The organism is Pseudoflavonifractor phocaeensis (assembly GCF_016901955.1).
Classification (GTDB): Bacteria; Bacillota; Clostridia; order Oscillospirales; family Oscillospiraceae; genus Flavonifractor; species Flavonifractor phocaeensis_A.
This window is the reverse complement of record NZ_JACJLC010000050.1, coordinates 1-22,423: the sequence shown is the minus strand read 5'-3', so window position 1 is coordinate 22,423 and position 22,423 is coordinate 1. Positions and strand designations below refer to the sequence as shown.

The 22,423-nt window shown below is 49.7% G+C and carries 23 protein-coding genes and 1 pseudogene; 18 read left to right on the top strand and 6 right to left on the bottom strand.

Annotated elements, in window-relative coordinates; all coding sequences use genetic code 11:
• Window positions 1-109: 109 nt before the first annotated feature.
• From H6B51_RS11455 to H6B51_RS11445, 3 genes and pseudogenes are all read right to left on the bottom strand, one after another.
• Window positions 110-436 (bottom strand): annotated as a pseudogene (locus H6B51_RS11455) (relaxase/mobilization nuclease domain-containing protein); the annotation flags it as partial.
• A complete protein-coding gene (locus tag H6B51_RS11450; RefSeq protein ID WP_087150793.1) occupies window positions 397-726 on the bottom strand; it encodes a plasmid mobilization protein in 330 nt (109 codons plus the stop codon). The gene H6B51_RS11450 and the pseudogene H6B51_RS11455, both read right to left, overlap by 40 nt.
• A gap of 246 nt (window positions 727-972) precedes the next feature.
• Window positions 973-1,323 carry a helix-turn-helix transcriptional regulator gene (locus H6B51_RS11445; RefSeq protein ID WP_204883813.1) on the bottom strand — a complete coding sequence of 117 codons (351 nt, stop codon included), beginning with the start codon at window positions 1,321-1,323 and terminating at the stop codon, window positions 973-975.
• A 250-nt stretch (window positions 1,324-1,573) separates the two neighbouring features.
• Between H6B51_RS11445 and H6B51_RS11440 the strand changes: the two genes are divergently transcribed.
• From H6B51_RS11440 to H6B51_RS11380, 15 genes are all read left to right on the top strand, one after another.
• Window positions 1,574-1,957 (top strand): GntR family transcriptional regulator, encoded by a 384-nt coding sequence (locus H6B51_RS11440; RefSeq protein WP_204883817.1) that lies wholly within the window; start codon window positions 1,574-1,576, stop codon window positions 1,955-1,957.
• Window positions 1,950-2,810, top strand: a complete 861-nt coding sequence (locus H6B51_RS11435) for an ABC transporter ATP-binding protein (RefSeq protein WP_204883812.1) — start codon at window positions 1,950-1,952, stop codon at window positions 2,808-2,810. The genes H6B51_RS11440 and H6B51_RS11435 overlap by 8 nt, the downstream gene beginning before the upstream one ends.
• Window positions 2,803-3,450, top strand: coding sequence for an ABC-2 transporter permease (locus H6B51_RS11430; protein WP_009270768.1), 648 nt, complete (start codon window positions 2,803-2,805; stop codon window positions 3,448-3,450). Before H6B51_RS11435 ends, H6B51_RS11430 begins: the two co-directional genes overlap by 8 nt.
• 10 nt (window positions 3,451-3,460) lie before the next feature.
• The gene (locus H6B51_RS18145; RefSeq protein ID WP_009270767.1) at window positions 3,461-3,583 is read left to right on the top strand and encodes a hypothetical protein; all 123 of its coding nucleotides are present in this window, start codon (window positions 3,461-3,463) and stop codon (window positions 3,581-3,583) included.
• Window positions 3,584-3,737: 154 nt separating this feature from the next.
• Window positions 3,738-3,926 carry a hypothetical protein gene (locus H6B51_RS11425; RefSeq protein WP_009270766.1) on the top strand — a complete coding sequence of 63 codons (189 nt, stop codon included), beginning with the start codon at window positions 3,738-3,740 and terminating at the stop codon, window positions 3,924-3,926.
• A gap of 159 nt (window positions 3,927-4,085) precedes the next feature.
• On the top strand, window positions 4,086-4,778 hold the full coding sequence (locus H6B51_RS11420) for a response regulator transcription factor (protein WP_204883811.1): 693 nt from the start codon (window positions 4,086-4,088) through the stop codon (window positions 4,776-4,778).
• Entirely contained in the window at window positions 4,775-5,806 is a 1,032-nt protein-coding gene (locus H6B51_RS11415) for a sensor histidine kinase (protein ID WP_204883810.1), read from the top strand. Before H6B51_RS11420 ends, H6B51_RS11415 begins: the two co-directional genes overlap by 4 nt.
• Window positions 5,807-5,985: 179 nt before the next feature.
• A complete protein-coding gene (locus H6B51_RS11410; protein ID WP_204883809.1) occupies window positions 5,986-6,651 on the top strand; it encodes an ABC transporter ATP-binding protein in 666 nt (221 codons plus the stop codon).
• Window positions 6,652-6,665: 14 nt separating this feature from the next.
• Window positions 6,666-9,089: an ABC transporter permease gene (locus H6B51_RS11405; protein WP_204883808.1), complete on the top strand. Its 2,424-nt coding sequence runs from the start codon at window positions 6,666-6,668 to the stop codon at window positions 9,087-9,089.
• Window positions 9,090-9,731: 642 nt separating this feature from the next.
• A complete protein-coding gene (locus H6B51_RS11400) occupies window positions 9,732-10,172 on the top strand; it encodes an RNA polymerase sigma factor (protein ID WP_204883807.1) in 441 nt (146 codons plus the stop codon).
• The gene (locus H6B51_RS11395; RefSeq protein ID WP_204883806.1) at window positions 10,153-10,404 is read left to right on the top strand and encodes a helix-turn-helix domain-containing protein; all 252 of its coding nucleotides are present in this window, start codon (window positions 10,153-10,155) and stop codon (window positions 10,402-10,404) included. Before H6B51_RS11400 ends, H6B51_RS11395 begins: the two co-directional genes overlap by 20 nt.
• Window positions 10,405-10,709: 305 nt before the next feature.
• A complete protein-coding gene (locus tag H6B51_RS17805; RefSeq protein ID WP_371922842.1) occupies window positions 10,710-10,937 on the top strand; it encodes an SHOCT domain-containing protein in 228 nt (75 codons plus the stop codon).
• 60 nt (window positions 10,938-10,997) lie between these two features.
• Window positions 10,998-12,767, top strand: a complete 1,770-nt coding sequence (locus H6B51_RS11390) for a recombinase family protein (protein ID WP_204883805.1) — start codon at window positions 10,998-11,000, stop codon at window positions 12,765-12,767.
• 493 nt (window positions 12,768-13,260) lie between these two features.
• On the top strand, window positions 13,261-14,154 hold the full coding sequence (locus H6B51_RS11385) for a helix-turn-helix transcriptional regulator (RefSeq protein ID WP_243421267.1): 894 nt from the start codon (window positions 13,261-13,263) through the stop codon (window positions 14,152-14,154).
• A gap of 94 nt (window positions 14,155-14,248) precedes the next feature.
• Window positions 14,249-14,767 (top strand): MFS transporter, encoded by a 519-nt coding sequence (locus tag H6B51_RS11380; RefSeq protein WP_335342149.1) that lies wholly within the window; start codon window positions 14,249-14,251, stop codon window positions 14,765-14,767.
• Between the two features lie 95 nt (window positions 14,768-14,862).
• Here H6B51_RS11380 and H6B51_RS11375 read toward each other — a convergent pair whose 3' ends face one another.
• On the bottom strand, window positions 14,863-15,078 hold the full coding sequence (locus tag H6B51_RS11375) for a hypothetical protein (protein ID WP_178178193.1): 216 nt from the start codon (window positions 15,076-15,078) through the stop codon (window positions 14,863-14,865).
• Window positions 15,079-15,452: 374 nt separating this feature from the next.
• Between H6B51_RS11375 and H6B51_RS11370 the strand changes: the two genes are divergently transcribed.
• Window positions 15,453-16,238, top strand: a complete 786-nt coding sequence (locus tag H6B51_RS11370; RefSeq protein ID WP_204883804.1) for an MFS transporter — start codon at window positions 15,453-15,455, stop codon at window positions 16,236-16,238.
• Window positions 16,239-16,407: 169 nt separating this feature from the next.
• On the opposite strand, the gene H6B51_RS11365 is transcribed toward H6B51_RS11370, so the two are convergent.
• A complete protein-coding gene (locus H6B51_RS11365) occupies window positions 16,408-17,094 on the bottom strand; it encodes a YczE/YyaS/YitT family protein (protein ID WP_243421266.1) in 687 nt (228 codons plus the stop codon).
• 30 nt (window positions 17,095-17,124) lie between these two features.
• A complete protein-coding gene (locus tag H6B51_RS11360) occupies window positions 17,125-19,083 on the bottom strand; it encodes an S-layer homology domain-containing protein (protein ID WP_204883803.1) in 1,959 nt (652 codons plus the stop codon).
• Between the two features lie 204 nt (window positions 19,084-19,287).
• Here H6B51_RS11360 and H6B51_RS11355 point away from each other — a divergent pair, with 204 nt between their 5' ends.
• Together H6B51_RS11355 and H6B51_RS11350 are read left to right on the top strand one after the other, a co-directional pair.
• Entirely contained in the window at window positions 19,288-20,127 is an 840-nt protein-coding gene (locus H6B51_RS11355) for a GNAT family N-acetyltransferase (protein WP_204883802.1), read from the top strand.
• A 21-nt stretch (window positions 20,128-20,148) separates the two neighbouring features.
• A partial coding sequence (locus H6B51_RS11350) for a hypothetical protein (protein WP_204883801.1) occupies window positions 20,149-22,423 on the top strand: 2,275 nt, incomplete at its 3' end.

The window sequence follows — 22,423 nt, the reverse complement described above, 5'->3', positions numbered from 1 at the left end:
ACTGTGTTCCCGTGTCAGCTTTCGCCTTTCGGTTAGGCCGGTTGTTTCCCGTGTTATCTTACGGGGCAGTACCTTCTACTGCTTTTCTCATTGCCCTATCCGGGCGTACGTTATGGATATGCCCCTTGTCAATGTGCGTCGTAAGGACGTATTCATGCTGCCCCTTTGTTACCGCGTCGGCAAGCTGCCGCCCGATCTCATGGGCTTTTTCGTAATCAACTTCCCCCGGCTCAAAGGATTGTATCAAGTGGTGGGCGAGGTTGTTTCCCTTATCCAACGCTTGGGACAGGGTAAAGGCAAACTCAATGTCTGCCGTTTCATAGGAGCAGCCGAAAGAGGACACAAGCATTTTCCCGTCCGTCTTATCCGGGTTTTGGATATAGTCAAGGGCTTTGCTCAACGTGCTTTTAACAGGTTTAATCTTTGTAACCGCCATATCTCCGCAAGCACCCCCTTGATTTCCTCTATGTCCTCTTTATAGACGCTGCCCGTCGCATTGACGCGCCGCGCTATCTGATTGATATTGACCCCGATTTTCTGTATCTCTGCTGTCATAGCCTTTATGTCGCTATGGTCTATCTGAATGATGTACCCGTCGATTGCCATTTTCCGCAGATAGCTTTCCATGTTCCGGGTGGGGACGAGCTTCATTTTCTGCTCAATCAATGCCCGTTCTTCCTCGGTTACTCTGAATTTGATTTGCACCGTCCGTTTCCTGCCGCTCATGCCGCGCTCCTTTCTCCCTGCAAAGAGGGTTTGGGACACTTCCCAACAAGCAATTTTCAGCCGCCGCGCCGCAGGGCGCAGAGGGCGAAAATACGGAAAGGGTACCCCTTTCCTATGCTTGCTATTCATCTTTTCGTATTCTCTCACGATGAAAGCGCAGATTTGCCGAACACTTCCGCAAAAAAAGAAAAACGCCATAGAAACAATACGTTTCCATAGCGTCCTTTTGCCTGTTTTGCTTTGTACTTACTCTTTTTCGACTTCCGTAATTTCCCTTGCCGTTGCGGTTACAATCCGTATGCCCTTATCGCTCATACCGTCCAGCAGCGCGTCAAGCTGCCGCCGATTGGTGGATTTTTCCGCGTCGCTGTTCGGAAAGAAAAATTGATCTACCGAAATATGATACCGCGTTACAAGGTCATAGAACACTTGCAAACTCGGTTGTTGTCCCTTGTTCTCGATATTTGTAAGGTAGCGCGGGGAAATATATAACTCGTCGCAAACCTTTTTGCGGCTCTCTTTATACTCTTTTCTCGCGGCTTTTATGGCTGCCCCGAAAGCCTTAAAATCATACAATGGTATTGGTCGCCTTGCCATTCTCAATTCACCCTATTACATTTTACAGTTCACTTTTCTTTTTAGATACGTCTACACATTTCATAGTATTGGCTTAAATAATTCCTATTATTCTTGCAGACTTCTTACCCACAACTTATGCGAATGTCGATTGTAAACTTTTGCAAGACCGATTGTGAATTTTTTTGAAAAGTATTGCTATCTTCCAAGCCATGTGTTATACTGTTATACAGAACAACATAACAGCAAGAACAGCGGGAGGGTGATGACAATTAAGCTAATAATATCTAATATGTCGGGTGTACCCATCTATGAACAAATTAAACAACAAGTGAAAGCTGCGATTTTGTCGGGAGATCTTCAAGCAGAAGAAACGCTACCTTCCCTAAGAACATTGGCAAAGGATTTGAAAATCAGCGTATTAACGGTTACAAAGGCATATACCGAACTGGAACAAGAGGGATTTGTCAAGAATGTTCAAGGTAAGGGCTGCTTTGTGCTGGGTAGCGGTTCCGAACTAATGAAAGAGCAACTAATTTGTAAAGTAGAAAATAGTTTGACAGAAGCTATAAAAGCAGCGAAAATTGCTAACCTATCTAACAAAGAACTACATCATCTTTTAGATGTTTTATTGGAGGCGAATGCAGATGACTGATTATTTAGAGGTAAAAAACTTGTCGAAATCTTTTGACAGCTTTCAGCTTCACAACATTACTTTTACTCTACCAAAAGGCTACATTATGGGATTGATCGGACCGAACGGCTCCGGTAAAACAACCACTATCAAACTCATTTTGAATATGCTCAAACGCAATAGCGGCGAAATTAAAATCATGGGTCTTGACAATATCATTGACGAGCAAAAAGCAAAGGCAGAACTTGGCGTTGTGTTTGATACCAACTATTTCAGCGACGATTGGAAAATAACGCAGGTCGAAAAGTCTATTTCTGTTTTCTACCCGAACTGGAATACGGAGCGATTTGCTGAAATGCTACGGAAGTTCCATATCGCTACAAATAAGAAAGTCAAAGAACTTTCAAAAGGTATGCAGATGAAGTTAATGCTTGCTTGTGCATTCTCTTACGACGCAAAGCTATTGATTTTAGATGAACCTACCAGCGGCCTTGACCCTGTTTCCAGAGATGAACTACTGCAAATCCTTTCGGAATATATCGAGGACGGAGAACACAGTGTTTTATTCTCTACGCATATAACAGGAGATTTGGAACGTGCTGCCGACTATATAACTTATATCAGTTATGGCGAACTGTTCTTTAGCGGAAGCAAAGATGACTTTGTAGATATGTTCCGCATTGTCAAGGGAGGAACGAATGAACTATCTGCCGATCTTAAAGGAAAGGCGGTTGGTGTCCGCACATTTCCAACAGGTTTTGAAGCTCTGGTCAAAACCGAAGATGTTGCAGCATTTTCGACTTTGGATATAGAGCCAGCAACCATTGACGAAATTGTTGTATTTACAAGCAAGAGAGGTGAAGATTATGAGTAATATGTTGAAAGCCACAAAACTGGATTTTTCCCTTGTAAGGCCGTATTTCAAAGTGATTGGTTTTACTATGCTTCTTCCTATCGCTTTTGCGGCAATCAACCGTTCTATATTGACGGGTGTTTCTTTCGCTATGTGTTTTATTGCCATGACAACGGGTTATACATTTTCTATCACAGAAAAGAATAGCATGGAGCGTCTATATGGTATTTTGCCTGTTAAAAAAAGTGAAATGGTGATTGGTCGTTATCTTTTTGTTCTTGCGTTGGGGGCACTTGCTCTTGTTGTTTCACTTATTACTCAACCGATTGTATTGCGTGTAATAGGTGAAACCGTTGAAAAGGTCGACATTATCAGCGCAGCTATTGGCGGCTTATTCCTATTTGCACTTTATACAGTGTTTCAAATCCCCGGATATTATAAGTTCGGCTCTATCAAAGGTCGCGTGTTTATGTATATCCCGGTGGCTGGGTTTTTAGCGACGTTGTTTTTGCTCCCTAAAATACCTATGGACAACTCAATTATCACTACGCTTAGTAACTCTCCTGTGCTGCTTATTGTACTTGTGATTGTGCTTGTCGTCGTTATGTATGCGGTATCGATCTTGTTTTCTATTCGGATTATGAAGAACAAAGAAATGTGAGGTGAACGGTATGGATTTTACAATTTTAGCTGTTGTTTTGCTTATTGGTGTTGGTATTCCCGTTAGAAATAAAATCATTCGGAAATATCGAGAGGAAAAAAAGAAAAAAGATAATGACCGAAATACAAAGTGATGGATATGGAAAAGACAGCTTCATACGTTGACCCATTTGTGTGAAAACAAGACACGCGTATAATTAGAGAAGATAAAATAAGAAATACAATGGCAACAAAGCCTTATTTGTCGAAAAATGAGCCGCATAAAAATCAATTTAAGAGGAGAAATGTATGACCAAGAAATATTCAAGAATTATTGCCGTCATTATGTTGGTAATTGCGATTGTTTTTATCTTTATTGCCTTGAACAATCCACAGGCAAGTTTCCCTTGGAGCAATGCAATAACATATATTCTTTATGGGGTATATGCTTTAATAATGATTGTACTGTTTATTGCCCCATTTAAGAGAAAAAAGTAATCTCTGGTTTATTGGACTGTCTACTACCTACTACCACCAATCTGGTCTAATTAAACTTTGGCTTTCCTGTTCTCATATAATCAAACATAAGAAAATGTCCGCTGTAACATTTCGCGGACATTTTCTTGATATACTACCAAAAAGAAAGGAAGTGAGGTTATGAAACACGTTTTAGTTGTTGAGGACGACAGCTTTTTGAATAAAATGCTTTCCTACAATTTGACAGCGGACGGATATGAAATAACGTCCGTCCTAAATGCGAGGACAGCGGCACAAGCCCTTAGTTCAAGGGAATTTGATTTAGTCCTGCTGGATATTAACCTGCCGGACGGAAACGGGTATGATTTATGCAAACTGATTAAGCCGGAACACCCGGACACGATTGTAATTTTTCTAACTGCAAACGATCAAGAAAGCGACCAAATACGCGGTTACGAAGTGGGCGCGGTAGATTATATTACCAAGCCTTTTGTCATAGGAGCCTTGCAGCGGAAAATCAAAGCCATGTTCTCTATGCTGGAACATCATAGACCCGCAAAGGATATTTACGACGACGGTAGGCTGTTTCTTGATTTCTCGGAGCAGACAGCTTCTTTGAACGGGAAACCTTTGACGCTTTCCCCGATGGAATATAAAATGCTGAACCTGTTTCGCAAAAATCCCAAACAGGTTTTAACCCGCGGACAGCTTTTAGAAAAGCTATGGGACATAGACGAAAAATTTGTTGACGAGCATACGTTGACAACGACAGTAAGCCGTATTCGCAGCAAAATTGAAGCAGATGGCGGCACGCCCTATATCAAGACGATATACGGCATGGGCTATCAATGGACGGGAGGCGAAGCAAAATGAAAACCCGTCCTCTCTCTGTTAAGCGTCTGTTTCTATGGATTTGTATTGGGCTGCTGCTCTCCATGACAGCGATCACGCTTATCTTATTTTCTTTAACGCTTGAAGTCGCGGTATTGATAGTAGGAGCCGCGCTTATCGGTTGCGCCCTTGTATGGCTCTTTGTGTTGACGCAGGCTTTCGGAAAACGGCTTTCCCTATTTACTTCTGAACTATGCAAAACCCTTGATAATATGATGGATGGCGACGAGGAACCGAAACCGACAGACAACAGCGAAACCCTCTTTGCCCGTATCAATCACCGCCTAACTCGTCTTTATCAGATTATGCAGGCAAACCGCCGCAAGGTGGAGGAGGAACGGCAGGAATTACAAACCCTTGTATCGGATATTTCTCACCAAGTAAAAACGCCTGTTAGTAATTTGAAAATGGTAACAGATACGTTGCTAACAAGGCCGGTAACGGAAGCCGAGCGAATTGATTTTATTAAGGGAGTCTGCAGCCAGACGGACAAGCTGGATTTCCTTTTTCAAGCCCTTGTAAAAACTTCACGATTGGAAACAGGCGTGATACGTTTGGAAAAGAAACCGGGACATATTTATGATACTGTCGCCCAAGCCATGAGTGGGATTGTGTATGCTGCTGAAAAAAAGCAAATTGGCGTTTCCGTAGATTGTCCCGAAAATTTGACGGTTGCCCATGACAGCAAATGGACAGCCGAAGCCCTTTTTAACCTGTTGGACAATGCAGTAAAATATACGCCAGCGGGCGGCAAAATCACCGTAACCGTCGAAGAATGGGAAATGTATGTAGAGATTAAAGTTGCTGATACAGGCAAAGGCATTTCCGAAAGCAACCAGGCGGCGATCTTCCGTCGCTTCTATCGTGAAGAAGAAGTACATGAACAACCGGGCGTCGGTATTGGCTTATATTTGGCGCGTGAAATTATTGCGCAACAAGGCGGTTACATTAAGGTTGTATCGGAATTAGGAAACGGCTCTGCTTTTTCTATTATGCTTCCTTTGCGTTAAGCTGGTGGCGGACAGCATTTTGAAGCTGCCCGCCACAATTTCTTTTTGAAATGTCCGCGCTTTGTAACATTTCAGCGTGTTTTTCAATCGGATTTCTTATTGACGCGGACATTTCTGTGACATTTGAGTTTTATACTATCCTTATCAACAGGCAGGAAGCCTTGAAAGGAGTTTAAGATATGAGAGTTTTACAGACGGTTGACCTCAAAAAATATTATGGTGAAGAACCGAATATTACCCGCGCCCTTGACGGAGTGAATTTTTCCGTAGACGATGGCGAGTTTGTAGCGGTTGTCGGTACGTCCGGCAGCGGCAAATCTACCTTGCTGCACATGATAGGCGGGCTGGACACGCCCACTTCCGGCAGCGTCTTTGTGCGGGACAAAGACTTATCAAAGATGAACGATGAACAGCTTACGATTTTTCGCCGCCGAAATATCGGCTTTATCTTTCAGAACTATAACCTTGTTCCCATTCTGAATGTATATGAAAATATCGTGCTTCCCATAGAGTTAGACGGAGATACGGCAGACCAACGATTTATGGATAATGTCGTGAATATGCTCGGACTGGACGACAAGCTGAAAAATATGCCGAACCACCTTTCCGGCGGTCAACAGCAGCGTGTAGCGATTGCCCGCGCCTTGATTACCAAACCAGCGATTATTCTTGCCGATGAACCTACCGGAAACCTTGATAGCAAGACCAGCGCAGATGTTCTTGGGCTTATTAAACGAACCAGCACGGAATTTCATCAAACCGTAGTTATGATTACCCACAATAACGATATTGCCCGCCTTGCTGATCGGATTGTCCGCATTGAGGACGGGAAAATCGTAGGCTAATGGGGGTGAATACTATGACATGGCCGTTTGAAAATGATACCAGCACCATTACAAAGAAGCTGGCAAAAAACAGCTTAAAGGCTGGAAAAATGAGAAACATTTTGATTGTCATGACAATTTTACTTTCCGTTGCATTGATGTCCGGGTTGGCTCTGTATATTGCGTCTATGCAGACTGCAAATAGTCGGCAGTTGGAAAAATTGCAGCAGGTATTTTTTTATGATATTACAGAGCAGCAATGTGATACGCTCCGGCAAGACAGTCGGATTTCAGAAATGAGGGTAACAAAATACGGCAAGCGTTCTGAAATAGAAAATTATGTGATCTGGCCGATGTATATTGAACAATCCGAGGGAAAAATTCAAAGTGTTGAAATTTCAGATGGACAATACCCTATGGCTGAAAATGAGGTTGCTGTTGATGTTTCTTACTTAGATCGCATTGGTGAAAATCTAAAAATTGGTGATACAATTTCCTTTTCTTTTTATGACGGGACGCAAGAATCTTTTGTGCTTTCCGGCCTTACAGATACCGGCTCCACATCTGATGTGTACCCCATCTATTTCTCTGAACAGTATGCAGAACGGGGAAGTCAGTTGAAAGATACTCTATTTGTAGCTGCCGCACAAATACAGGACGCCAGAAGTATGACAGCAGAGGAATTTCTCGATACCATTCATGCAATCGGAGCCGATTGTAACATCGACCGTCCAAGTATCGGAGAAAACAGTGCTTTTGTCCAGTCCTTGACTTTTAATCCGAAAAATATGCTGATTGCCCTTTGTATCGGACTTGTAGTGTTGTTTGCTGGTGTGATCGTGATATACAGTATTTTCTACATCTCTATCATTAACCGTATTAAATTATTTGGGCAGTTGAGAACAATCGGGGCTACTGGCAAACAGATAAAACGAATCGTAAAGCGAGAGGGAACTTTACTGTTTTGCATAGGCGCACCATTGGGGTTAGCCGTTGGCTCCATTTTTGCAGGGATTCTCAATGTCGAGGGATGGTCATGGAGGAACCTTCTCATTTGGGGCGGTCTGATTATTTTTGTGGAGTACATCGCCGTTTTATATTCCATCAGTAAGCCCGCTAAAATTGCAGGAAAGGTATCTCCTATTGAAGCGTATAGGACAAACGGGTCATTACAGAATTGCAAGCCACCTATGCACATGTCCAGAAAAATTACACCTCTTTCAATGGCAAAAATGAACACCTCACGCAATAGAAAAAAGTTTCTAATGACCTCTTTCTCCCTGGCAATCAGTGGCACAATCTTTATGGTCGGTTCTACCTTTTTGACCTCTTTCAGTCAAGAGGCATACGCCAGAAACGGGATTATGGAGTACGGAGAAATACGAGTTTATTTATCCGAAAATGCAGCACAGGTAAATGAACTGGGGTATGCAGGAGTACAAGTCAACAATCCTCTTAATGATACTTTTATGCAGGAGGTATCTCAAGTAAGCGGAGTAAACGAGATAATACCATTTGAAAAACTATATTGCACATTTGAATATAATGGCCGCCGAGATGAAGATTTTATCGTTCCATTTACAGAAGAAGAATTTGCGCATCTATCACAATACATGGAAACAACAAACGATAATTATTCAGACATTGTAAAAGACAAAGAAATCTTTGTCTTAAAAAATGACGCAGTAGAAGAAATTTATGGTTGGAAATTTCAGCCCGGTGATACTATAAAATTTGAATGGTTTGACGGTACAGAATATCGTGAAGATGTATTTACCATAGGCGGTGAAATTTCAAACGAGAAAGCATACAACGATCCAGAGTGTTTTACTGCGCTCGGCGCATCTGGATGGTTTTTAATGCCGGATGAGCTTATTCGTGCCATGCTGGCAGAGGGATATAATATCAATTCAGAGGTACTTCTTTCGACTGAATGGGATTCCAAAGAAGCAGAAATCACGCAACAATTAAATTCCATAGTTTCCAGTTCACATGATCTACAAATGCGTACTTTGAGGGATTCTATCAACAACAACGCAGGAATGTATAGCACACTTTTAACCTCGATTATTGGCATTAGCATTTTTATTATGATGTTCAGCCTGATTAGTCTTATCAATACGCTGGTAACAAATGTTATGACCCGAAAGCAGGAATTGTCTGTTTTACAATCTATTGGCATGACAAAGCGACAACTTAATCGCATGGTACAATGCGAGGCCGGACTGATTGCTGTATGGAATATCATTATCACCTTTTTAGCAGGTGGATTTTTAGGGTTTATTCTGATTTGTGGTCTGAACAGCATAGGAATGAGCTATCTGCATTGGGTTTATCCGATTGGGTTTGCACTTTTCTATGCGGTTATCGTTCTTATCATGCCAGCAATTATAACTAAGGCGACAATTTATCTCCTTCAGAAAAAGTCTATTGTGGAGAGATTGCGGGAAATCGAATAAAGCGTTTGAAATATCCAAGAAATACGGTGGACAGCCAGAAATGGCTGTCCACCATAATATTTTTTGAAATCTCCGCGTTTTGTAACATTTCAGCCTGTTTTTTTGTCGAAAATTAGTGTTGCTCGGACATTTCTGTGACATTTGGGTTTTATAATAATCCTCAGAAAGAGGAATAGCCTGTTATCAAGCTGCCGGACGACGGCAAAAGAAAAAAAGCCGTCGTGCAGCAGCCCTATTGACACGCCTATATGACTATTTGAAACGGCGGCTTTGAAAAAATCGAAGCCGCCGTTTCTTTGTTTCCCTTACAAACGAATGACGACTTATAGGAACACGGCGGTATCTTGGAGGTATCGCCGTGTCCATTTTCATTTACTGTAACCCGCCTAACGCTTTACTGTCAAAAAAAGCCATTACCCACCAGCGGGATATTCCGGCTATGAGTATGAACTGTCAATACATTTAGTTACTGCTTACATTTCCTTTGCGCTCGTCCGCGTCTTGCGGGCGGGCGCATTTTGCTGTTCTCAAAAGTTTTTTCAAAAACTTTGCTTTTCCATTTGGCATAGACACGGCACGTCCGTGGAAGGCAGCCGAAAGGGGATAAATAACCCGCCCCCGGGAACGAGAGGGGGTGAGAACATGGATTACCCTGCTCGGTTTGAATGGCAAACGAGATGTGAGTTTAATGCGTACTGCAAACGCACATTACGCAACGAACTGATTGACGCTTGCCGGGAACGCAAAAGCCGCAAGCGGCACGAAGTGAGCTTTGCAGACCTTACCCCGCAAGAAGAAAAGCAGCTTTATACCATTGACAGATATTTTGTCAACGAGGACGAAGAAGCCTTTTGCGCGGGTGGCTTGAAGATCACTGCGAAACTGCTTGCCGAAGCTCTGCACTCCCTGCCGGACGAAAAACGTCAAGCCGTACTGCTGTACTACTTTTTCGACATGACAGATGTTGAGATCGCGGAGCTGATGAAAGTACCCCGCAGCACAGTACAGTACCGCCGGACAAGCTCTTTTGAACTGCTAAAACGATACTTGGAGGAACGCGCCGATGAATGGGACGAATTGTAACACCGACGAGCGCGGCTTATTGCCCTACCCGGTCATTTTAGCCGCGACAAAGGGCGACCCGGAAGCCATGAGCATTGTCATGCAACACTACCAAAGCTACATAGCCCACCTGTCTATCCGAAAAATCCGCGACGAGCGCGGCAACACTTATTACGGCATAGACGAGGACTTACGGGAACGGCTGCAATCAAAGCTCATGCGGGCTGTCCTATCCTTTAAGGCAGATAAGTAAACGCGAAGCGTTTAACCCCTTTCCGCTTTGCGTAAATCTGCCCTGTTTGCTCCTTGACAAAGAAAGCGGCGCAAGTTAGCGGCGGCGCAGCATAGGGCAAGATCGGACACATTCTCCCTGTACCGAGCCGGACGGCGGGTGCGCCATGACCGTTTTTCCCCGTAGGGGAAAAGCAGAGCGAACAACACCGCGCCGCAAAGCAAGCGTGGCAGCTTGCGGGCGACGACCGTACAGGCAGGACAATGATACTCCCGCGTTGAACGCCCTCACAGCATTGCGCGGCGCACCCACAAGCATGGGACGGGGTGAAACTCCCGTGGAGCTGTTGCCAGCAGCCGTCCGATGAAAAGCCCATTTCCTATTTACGGAAAGGGGGATTTTCTTTGAAGAAAGACAATTTGCTTCGATATAGTATGCAGCTCGCTTTTCTCAAACAACTTTTAGAAAAAAAGCTGATTTCTGATAGAGAATATTCCCTAATCAAAAGTCGTCTGATGAAAGACTACAAAATTGTTTCCGATCTACTGTCTTGAATTGCTGCTCTCTATGTGTTATAATAACACTATGATAGGAACACAAAAAGGAGGAGCGATATGAAAGACGTAGAGATTATAAAAGCGCGTAATGTGCTTTCGTCCAGAGCAAGGACAAACTTGACAAAACGCCTGCGTGTTGCTGCCTATTGTCGAGTGAGTACCGATAGTGAAGATCAGCTCAACAGTTACAAATCACAAGTTCAGCATTATACTGACTTGATTAAAAGCAAATCCGAATGGGACTTGGCTGGTATCTATGCAGATGAAGCAATTACTGGTACACAGGTAACGAAGCGGGAGGACTTTCAACGGTTGATTAACGACTGTATGAACGGTGATGTCGATATGATAATCACAAAGTCTATTTCTCGCTTTGCCCGAAATACGCTGGACACGTTGAAGTACGTTCGTATGCTCAAAGAAAAAGGTATTGCCGTTTTCTTTGAAGAAGAAAATATAAACACTTTAACGATGGACGGAGAGTTGCTACTTGTCATTTTGAGTTCTGTTGCACAGCAGGAAGTTGAGAATATTTCCGCTAATGTTAAAAAAGGCTTGAAAATGAAAATGCAGCGCGGCGAACTGGTCGGGTTTCAAGGGTGTTTGGGATATGACTATCACCCAGAGGATAAGAGCATTACAATCAATGAGGAAGAAGCTGAAATAGTACGGTATATCTTTCGACGCTATATCGAGGGAGCCGGAGGTTCTGTAATTGCACATGAGCTTGAAAATTTAGGATATAGGACAAAACGCGGCAGTACCCGATGGGCGGAAACAACTGTTATCGGTATAATCAAAAATGAAAAATATAAAGGCGACATTTTGATGGGGAAAACATTTACACTCGACCCTATCTCTAAACGCCGTTTGGATAATTTCGGTGAAGAAGATCAGTTTTATATCCGAGATCACCATGAAGCCATAATTTCAGAAGAAATGTTTGAAAAGGCGCAGGAGATTTTGAAGCGTCGCGCAAAGCCGCGTCGTTTAGGCACAGACGGCAAGCGTGAAAAGTTTAGTCGGAAATATGCCTTTAGTTGTATGCTGGAATGTGGCTTTTGCGGAGGTACGCTTACAAGGCGAAGTTGGCATAGTGGCTCACAGTATAACAAGATTATTTGGCAATGCGTAACTGCCACCAAAAAGGGTAAAAAGTTTTGTCCTGATAGTAAAGGTATTGCCGAAGAAACGATTGAACAGGCATTTATAGAATCCTATCGGCTTCTATGCCAAAATAACAAAGATGTGTTAGACGAATTTATTGCCCGAACAGAAGAAACTCTTTCGGACAGTAATGCAAACAAGCAGTTAGCCAAAGTAGAAAAGGATATTGCTGCATTGGACGCGAAGCGGGCAAAGTTGGTTGACATGAGGCTTGAAGAAATCATTGACAAAGAAACATACGAACAAAAGTATTTTGATTTGAGTAGCCAGATCGACCAGCTTCAAAAGCAACGCGAGGATTTGCAGCAATCCGCAGAAACAGAAAGTACCATGAAAAGACGCATTTCAGAGTTCCGAAAGACATTGGAGCAGAACGAAGTGCTGAACACTTTTGACCGATATGTTTTCGAGAGCATAGTTGAAAAAGTGATTGTCGGGGGGTATGATGAAAATGGAAACAAAGACCCGTCTATGCTAACATTTATTTATAAGACCGGATTTGAGAATAGTGTGGACGGGGCAAACTTCAAGCCGCCGAGAAAGAATAGTAAGGCTGCGAAACAATGCGCTGATTTGTGTTCCGATACAACCGACGAGGTAAACGCTATGTGTTCCTATCATAGCAACGACACATGTGGAGACGGTTGTCAGTTTGGTTAAAAAAGCTCCTGACGACAAGATTCCTGTGAAGCTGGACCTTGATGACCTGGATTTGACGGTATCCGAGGCGAAAACAACTGATTGTGAATGTGGTTGAATAGTTTGTAATAACAGTTTTCGGCCCGTATATTGCTCAAATTAGAGGGAAAACGGTATGATAGAGCGGTAAAATGATAACAAGATCCCCAAGGGGGATGGCGTCCTTCTCCGCTGTTCTAAGAAGAAAGGCGCGGTTGTTGATGTACTGCGGAAGTTTAAAATCATATGATATAAAGTAACAAATACTTGCCGCGGCAGGAAATTTAATGACGGGTACTCGCGTATGAGTACCCGTCATTTTTCTTCCTTAATATAGTTTATAATACCTTCTCGCCGACATTATAAAATTAGCATAGAAGCGGGCATAGGGAGGGTACATATTTTTGCTTGTGATATGGTGGAGAACGGTATAAACACGTGATAGAATTATAAAAAATTATACAGGAGCGATCAGATGATGCCGATCATACTGGACCATCAATTGCGTGAACAAATACCGCATAAAACCGCGGAATTTCCTGTCAGCTATTATCATGACGAGTTGGCGGAATTACCAAATTGGGCAGGGCCTTACCATTGGCATCCTGACTTTGAAATAGCGACTGCGGAAAGCGGGGTTTTGGATTACCAGGTAGGACAGCAGCATATCGTGCTGGAGGCGGGTGACAGCATATTTGTAAACGGAAATATTTTGCACAGAGTCAGACAGTTGTCCGGCGACCGTCCCGATCCGCTACCTATTATTCTCTTTTCCGGTGTTGCCATTGCGCCTGAACACAGCACAGTTTATCAAAATTATATCCACCCCATTGCGCGGAGCGATTCATTACCCTTTGTCGTATTTCGGCATGAGAACAACTCTCGCTGTGAAATCAACGCTTTGCTCCAGGAGACTTACCGCTGGTTGAGAGAACAACCGCGATGTTATGAACTGGCGGTACAGCGTAATATAAGCCTCATATTGGAGTATCTGTTTTGCAATTTGGATCATTTTCCAAAATCCGAAGCCACACGCATACAGATCAAAAGTCAAATACGACTCCAAAAGATGCTCACTTACATTTATGAACATTATGCGGAAACCATCACACTCAAAGATATTGCCAACGCCGCTCACATCAGCCGCAGTGAAGCAGGGCGATGCTTTACTGCTTACATGGGATGTTCCCCTGTGGATGCACTGATCCAATATCGACTTCAAATTGCGTGTGGATTGCTCAATGAAAAAACAAATACACTTCAGGAGATCAGCTATGCCTGTGGATTTCATTCAGCAAATTATTTTAGCCGCAAATTTAAGGAGGCTTATGGATATGCGCCCAGTCAAGTGGGTTGTTTGGGTAAATAGTGCTTGTTTTTGATGCTTTTGTGGCTTTGTATCACTGCTCTGTGATGATATAATGCAAGCCGGCTGGACTGGCTTGACATGGAAGGAGATCATCATGACAGAGCGAAAAAATTACAAAAAAACACTGGCGGCCTGTTATCTTGGCTTTGTAACGCAGGCAATCACGGCGAACTTTGCCCCACTCTTATTTTTAACCTTTCGGAGTACCTACGGGATCACTCTGGAAAAAATAGCGATGATTCCCATGGTTTTTTACGTTACGCAATTGTTCATCGATCTTGCTGCTACCAAATTTGCCGATAAAATTGGATACCGCGCCTGTGTGGTGGCGTCCCAAGTGTTATCAGCAGCAGGTCTTGTATCCATGACATTCCTGCCGGAGCTTCTTTCCGCTCCTTTTGCGGGTATTCTGATTTCAGTCGTGCTCTATGCCGCGGGCAGTGGTTTGATTGAGGTTTTAGTGAGCCCCATCGTTGAAGCCTGTCCCTTCGAGCGTAAGGACGGAATGATGAGTCTCCTGCACTCCTTTTACTGTTGGGAGTTACTGTATAAAGGGTGGTTTACGCTACCTACTGCATTACATCGGCTGACGGTTCATTTGTGGCAAAAGTGATAACCAGCAGAGGAAAAGAAGTCATATATGCAACGGGGCATGGCGCTACGGGAAGCGCCATGCCCCATCTTATTCGGCCCCCGACAAATGGGAAGTTACTTGTTCCTTTTTGTTTTAGCTGCTTTTATGCCCCAGCCAATCAACAATATAAGCCAAGCGCATAATCCTGCGATAAACCCTGTAGTCCCTATGCTTTCAAACTGCAATTTCAGCGCAACATTGAATATTTTTACAACAATAGTTCCACATAGCATCAAAGCAAGCAATAAAAGAACTTCCAATCCAATATATTTGAAAATTTTATTTTTCATAAATGGCCGCCTCCACAACTTCTGATTTGTTGCCCTGTCTGTTCTTATTGTAACACATAAAGGAAATCGCTTTCAAGTTGTCCTTGCCCAGAAAGTAATTATACCAAGGGCGCACTTACTCACCACCCGCAAGCGGGCGGTGGTACTGCCTGACGGCAGCCGTGCGCTCTCCGAGGGGGACGCTCCAGCGGGCCCACGCCCTGCTGGTAGGACCGAAGCTGGGAGCCGTCAAGGGATCGGCTACGCCTTGCCTACGGCACCCTTGACGGCTCCCAGCTTCAGTGCTTTATGGTGGCCGGGGCTTAAGCCCCTCTCTTTCAAAATGTGTGCTTTTCAGGGGGAAAAACCCTTGACAAATCGCTTGCTGGGGCGCAATGGGGGTTGTTTTAGGTTCTACCATCTTTTTTGCGGTCTTTGGCATAGAACATTGGAAGATCCTTACGATTATTTGGGCGGTGGTGCCGCTCTATAACACATGGAACTTCATAAATTGCCCAATTGAACGGCTGGTTGAAGATGGGAAGAGTATGAAGGTCCGTCAACTGCTCAGATTACCGTTATTTTGGCTTATCATCATACTTATGGTATGCTCGGGCGCGTCCGAAGCGACGATGGCGCAATGGGCATCCGCTTTTACGGAGTCCGCGCTGGGTGTTTCCAAAATGGTGGGTGACCTGGCAGGGCCCGGCCTATTCGCGATGTTTATGGGTATCTCTCGTATGCTGTACGGCAAATTCAGTGAGAAGCTTGATTTGACCAGGATTATGCTGATCTGTGGCGCAATGTGTGCCGGTTGCTATCTGCTGGCTTCCTTGACCGCGTCCCCCATTCTTGGCCTTGCGGGCTGCTCTCTTTGCGGTTTGGCTGTTGGTATTATGTGGCCGGGTTCTATCAGCATCTCTTCGCGGGAATGTCCCAAAGGCGGTACGGCGATGTTTGCGTTTCTGGCCTTGGCCGGAGATTTAGGCGCTACCGTCAGTCCCGCTATGGTAGGCAGTCTTGCTGAACTGGCAGGCGGCAATTTGAAAAACGGTCTGCTGGTCGCAACGGTATTTCCCGCGGTGCTTGTATTGGGATTGTTGATCCTGCAAAGGAAGGCCCGTCAAAAAGCAAGTATGCACCGATGCGCGGAAGAAAGAGTTTATGAATTCGATTCTTGAAAAAACTGAAATCATCAAAGCAGGACAGAAATAATTTTAAAAGCAAGGCTTATTGTTCCGAACCGATTTGGGACGATTGAGACTGCCGCCCAACTGGTCCCGCCGACCAACTACCTGACAAAAACCGGAGATAGCCGCCGTGATGGCGGGTATCTCCGGTCTTTGCCGTTCATTCGGATTGGGCGGGGCGGAATACCACCCGGGTGACCGCCTTGGCCGCCAGGCCCACGCACATGGCCGCCGCCACGGTGCCCTCCCGCACGCCGGCCAGATAGCCCAGCCCGGCCAGACCCAGGATCACCGACAGCAGCACCAGGGTGCAGTCAAAGCCGATCTTGGCCTTGGGAAAGGGCGGGCCGAAGACGGTACACACCGCCAGCACCAGGCCCTCCCCCGCCAGGGTGACCAGGCGGGCGTTGACCTCAAAGCTGACCCCCACCCCCACCAGCAGGATGCCTACCAGGCAGAGCAGCCAGGCCATGGGGTAGGAGCCGGGTTGGGGAATAGGCTGCAATGCCCACACCGCGAAGTCGGTGAGGTAACCGAACAGCAGGGCCACCGGCAGCTGGGCCAGCTGGACCGGCTGATACCGGCGGCGGAGCAGAAGGATCTGCAGGAGGATGAAGGCGCAGTGCATGACGATGGTGGCGGTGCCCACCGTCAGGGGGGTGAGGAGACTGGCCACATAGGGCAGGCTGGAGATGGGAGAGGTGCCCAGGCCGGCCTTGATGGAAAAGGCCACGCCGAAGGCCATGATCAGCAGGCCGGCGCACAGGGTGAGCAGCCGTCTGCTGATGGAGGCGCTCCCCTCAGGGGAGCGCCTCCGGGTGGATGGGGACTGGCTGGGGGCTTGCATGGAATTCCTTCTTTGCTTACAAGATTATGCTCAGATCTGACCGTACTGCCGGTAGAGGAAGGTGAGGATCTCGCCCCGGGTGCAGTCCCGGTTGGGGGTGAAGGAGTTTCCGCCGGTGCCGTTGGTGATGCCCTCCTTCACCGCCCACACGGCGGCGTTGGCGTACCAGTCCCCTGCCTTCACGTCGGAGAACCCGGCCAGCCCCGCCACGCTGGGGGAGCCCATGGCCCGGTAGAGGAAGGTCACAGCCTGGGCCCGGGTCACCGTCATGTCGGGGGAGAAGGTGGTGCCGTCCCCGGTGCCGGTGGTGACCCCGGCCTCCACCGCCCACTGGATGGCGAAGTTCTGGCTGTTGTTGTAGCTCTTGGGCAGGTCGGTGAAATAGGGGCCGTTCAGGTCCTTGGGCCTGGGGCTGCCCATGAGCTGCCACAGGTACTCCACGATCTCGATGCGGGTGCAGGGGTTGGCGGCGCCGAATTTCACAGCGCTGCCGGTGTCGTCCGCGGGCTCCAGGTACTGGCAGTAGGCCCAGGTCACCGGGTCATAGCAGTAGGAGCCTTCGGGCACATCCGTGAAGAAAATGGGCTTGCCGCTGTAGGTGGTGTCCACCCGCACGTTGACGCTGGCGGAGAGCTCCCCGTCGGGGGTGCGGGCGTACACAAAGGCGCCGCCGCTGGTGAGGGCGGTGATGACGCCGTTTTGATCCACGCTCACCTCGTCGGGGTCGTTGCTGGACCACACCACCTGCTGGCTGGCCCGGCTGGGCCAGACGTAGGCGTTGACCCGGAGCTTCTGGCCGGGCATCAGCTTCAGGTCGGAGGCGGACAGGGTGATGCTCTCCGGCGTGGAGCCGCCCCCCTTTTCGTACACCGTCAGGGTGACGGAGGCGGTGAAGTACCGCCCGTCCACCGGCTGGGCGGTGGTGGCGGTGAGGGTGGCGGTGCCCGGCTTCAGGCCTTCGATGGAGACGCTGGTCCGGCTGAGGTTGGTGAAGGACAGCTTGGCCAGCGAGGGGTCGCTGAGCTCCCACTGGATGTCGCATTTGGGGGCGTTTACGGGGATAAAGTTCACCATGGCGTAGAGGGTGTCCCCCACCTCCACCTCAAAGCTGCCGGTGGAGGAGGACAGGGAGATCTCCTGCAGGTGGATCTCCTCCGGCAGCGGTCTTACCTGGACTTCCATGGTGGCGCTGTACCCGGCAAAGCCCAGGGTGAGGGTGGCGATACCCTTGTTCTGGGCCCACACCAGTACTCCGCCGTTCTCCATGCTCAGGCGGGTGACGTTCTCGTCGCTGGTCCGGATGATGGTGGGCACGATGGGGGTGACGCCGTTGCAGACGTAGACCACCTTTTTCTCCCCCTCCTGTATGTTGAGGGAGGTGGGGCTCAGCTGCACGTTGATGTGCTCCGGCAGGGTGTCCACCGTAAAGAACTGGCGGACAGTGCCGGAGGAGGGGGTGGATTCGGGGGTGCCGGTGTTGGAGTAGAAGTTTTGCACCCAGAAGGAGTTGCCTGCCAGGTCCCGGACGCAGGCGATGCCGATGGATTTATATTCCGTTCTCAGCATATTGGCCTTGTGGCCGGGGGAATTGTACCACACCTGGGTGGCCCTGGCGGCGTCGATATCGTAGTTCCCCCACAGGATGTTCTCCCCCATGAAGCCTTTCGCGTAGGCGGAGCCGGTGGGCCGGAGGCTGGTACAATCCTCCCCGTTGGGCCTGGTGTGGCTGTAGTAGACGGCGATCTCGGCGGCCCGCTGCACCGCCATTTTCATCAGTTCCTTGTCCATCATCAGGGGGCTGAGCCCCTCCTCCTGGCGGAGCTCGTTGACCTGGGCCAGTTCGGTGTAGGCAGCGGACCAGTCCACCTCCAGGTCCAGTTTCAGCTGGACGGTGGAGGCCGCCCCCGCCCCGGCGGGCAGGAGCATCAGACACAGGCAGAGGCAAAGTAGAACAGATAGGACGCGGCGTTTCAAGCTGGCTGGGTTCACAACGATCCCTCCATATTCCATGACAAGCTTCAAGATACTTTGCCGTGCTAAATTTTATGCTTCGATTATAGCACCCCCGATTTCCTTCTGTCAACGAAACACCCGGATCAATCACCAGCTAATTTTAGAAAATTTTTAAGGAAAGGCCCGGCGGGATATGGTACAATACTTTATCAATGGATATGATGATGGGAGGAATATACCATGGAACTGGGCTGGATGGGGCCGGAGAGCCTGGAGGTATGCGGCGGGCTGCTGCTGCCCCAGGTGGCAGAGGCCATCAAAGCGGGGGAGCCTGTCACCACGCTGACGGTGACGGAGGATGGCTTGGCCCTGGGGGCTTTGGCAGCCCACCTGGAGGACGGGGGGTGCGTCATAGACTCCCTGTACGTCTCCCCGGAGCACCGCCGCCGGGGAGTGGGGCGGATGCTGGCGGCGGGGCTGGAGGACCTGCTGACCGGCAGCGGGGCGGCCCGGCTGCGCCTGTCCTTTACCGTCACCCTGCCTGAGCATGAGACTATGGCCCCCTTCCTGGCTGCCATGGGCTTTGCCCCGGAGGATGACGAGGGGCAGAACATCTACTTTACCACTCTGGATGAGGTGGCCGCCGCCTCCTTCTTTGCGGGACAGGCCGGCACAGATGGTGGCGTTCCCTTTGCCGGCTTGTCACCGAGCGTTCTGGCCCAGACCGCCCGGGACGCGCTGAAGGACGGGGCTCCCATGACACCGGAGCTGCTGGAGAACAACCCCGAGGAGGATGTGAGCTGCGCCTTGGTGCGGAATGGGAAGGCGTTGGCCTTTGTGGCCTTCGACCGGTCCTGCTGCGACCGGCTCACCCTGGCCTGTGCCTGGGCCGGGGTGGCTGGCCCCGCCGCCATGGCCGGGCTGCTGCGGCAGGCCTTTGGCCTGGCCCGGGAAAAGTACCAGGGAGACGTTCCCCTGGCCGTCCAGGCGGTGACCCCCGCATCCGCCGCCCTGGTCCGGGGCCTGCTGCCCCAGGCCAGGCCTGTTTCGTTTACATACGCCAAGCCGCTGGACGGCTGACCAATCGAGGAGGTACTTACCATGCCGGATCCTGTAAAGCAGCAAACCCAGCAGCATCAGCCGGCCCAGCCGGTCTTTCAGGTGGAACAGCAGCAGCAGCTGGACATCCGCCAGGAGCTGACCCGGCTCCAGACCTGGGAGCTGGCCCCAGACCAGACCCTGGAGGAGGCCCGGGAAGACCACATCCAGATCCTCATCCAGCGCCAGCAGGAGGACAACGTGGCCCTGCTGGCCCGGGCCCAGGCCCAAATGCCCCAGGCCCAGGTCCGCGCGGCCGCCCCCGGCCAGCCGGTACAGCAGCAGGCCCCCGCCAAAAAGACCTACAAGCAGAAGCGGGAGGAGGCCAAAAAGACCAAGCTGGCCAAAAAGCAAAGCCCCTATGCCGACCATGTTTCCTACGATATCCAGCACCAGCTGGACAAGCAGGAAACCGGCCGGGGAAATTCCATCACCCCTGAGGTCCGGCGGCGGGCCGTGGCCCAGGGCGTAGACCTCCGGGTGCTGCGGAGCTTTTGCACAGGCTACCAGAAGAACAAAAAAGGCGCCCCCGCCTCCCCGGAGGACGATCAGCGGATGCAGGCGGATCAGGCCTTTTTGGAGGACTACCTCTCCAAGGACGTCACCCGCCGGACCCCCCATTTGCAGCGGTTCACCGACGAGCTGCTGGAGGTGAACATCACCGCCGACCTGTACACCCCGGAAAGCATCCACCAAAACGCCGCCTGGCTCAAGCGGATCGCCGACCGGATGACCTATTATGAGAACATGCAGAAGGATCCTGTCAACGCCCCCTTCTTCCAGAACATGGACCCCATGCGCCAGGCGCTGCTGAAGGAGAAGCTGGATCTGCTGGCCCCCATTTGCAGTATGCTGACGGTGAGCCAGATGGGAGCCATGGCGGTAAACTGCGACAAGGCCGCCTATTATACCGAGCCGGAATATATCCGCAATTCTGTGCAGCTGCGCAACGGCCAGCTGCCGCTGCTGGAGGTCCAGCTGGCGGAATACCGGCGGCGGGAGCAGGCGATCATCGCCCGGAGCGTGGAGGCCCTAGCGGACCAGGAGGAGGCCCAGCTGCTCCAGGACAACCAGGAGATGAAGCAGGCCTACGAGACGGAGGAGGACAAGGCGGGCCTGGGCCTGACCGCCTATACCACCGGCTATTCCTTTGACGAGCTGGCCAAATACCGGGGCATGATCGAGGCCAACCCGGAGGCCTATGCCCAGAACAAGCAGGCCATCGACCGGCTCTATCAGGGGCTCCACCACGCCATGGACGTGATGGGAGAACTCAACGGCCGCATCATGGCCTATCAGCAGGTCTGCGACAGCCGCCACGCCCGGCGGGACCGGGTCAACCGGCTGCTGTCCAGCCGGGCCATCCAGGAGCAGGAGCGGCTGATGGGCCAGGTGGACCAGGTCCGCAACCAGTTTGCCGCCATGGCCGATAGCCTGCGGTTCTATCTGCGGGGGGCGGAGATCAGCGCCCCCGCCTCCCTGGTGCTGGAGCGGGAAGGACTGCTGAATCAGGCCAAGACCCTCTACGCCCACCGGCAGGCGGAAAAGGCCATTTCCGGCCCGGGCGGCTCGGTGGAGGCCTCCAACGCCGCCCTGCGCCTGGCCCGGGAGCAGGGCCTGGGCCCCAGGGAGACCGAGTCCGCCGCCTTCCAGGCGCTGGGGCTGCGCACGTCCAATACAGCGGCGGCCAAGGCCGACGCCCTGGTGCGGGGGACCACCTACATCGGCCTGCCCAGGGAAATCGCCCTCTACTTTACCCAAACCGAGGCGGCCAATGTGGATTACGCCCAGGTGGAGCAGAACATGAAGAAAACCACCCTGGAGGGCACCGCCTGCGCCTTTGTCTCCGGCGGCGGGGTGGATCAGGTCAATGCCGCCCTGCTGGCCAGGTATACCCGGTACGTCACCTCCCCTGAGAGTATCGCGTATCTGCGGTATATGACCCAGGCCCTGTCGGGGGCGGAAATCTTTGGGGGGGATACCGGCAGGATGGTGTGGTTCCTCTCCCAGGCCCTCATCAACAACTATGGCGCCAACTTTACGGAAGTGGCCGCCCGGAAGGACTCCTACCGCAATGGAGACGCGGTGCGGATGGTGGCCCGGGAGGCCTGCCGCACCATGCTGACCCTGCCCGCCCTGACCCGCCTGTCTGAGGAGCAGCGGGGACAGCTGCCCGAGGCCACCCGGCAGCTGCTGGCCCAGTACGAGGGGCTGCTGCGCACCCTGACCGGGATGGTGCTGGGGCAGAACACCGGGATCGATCCCACCCCCTCCGCTC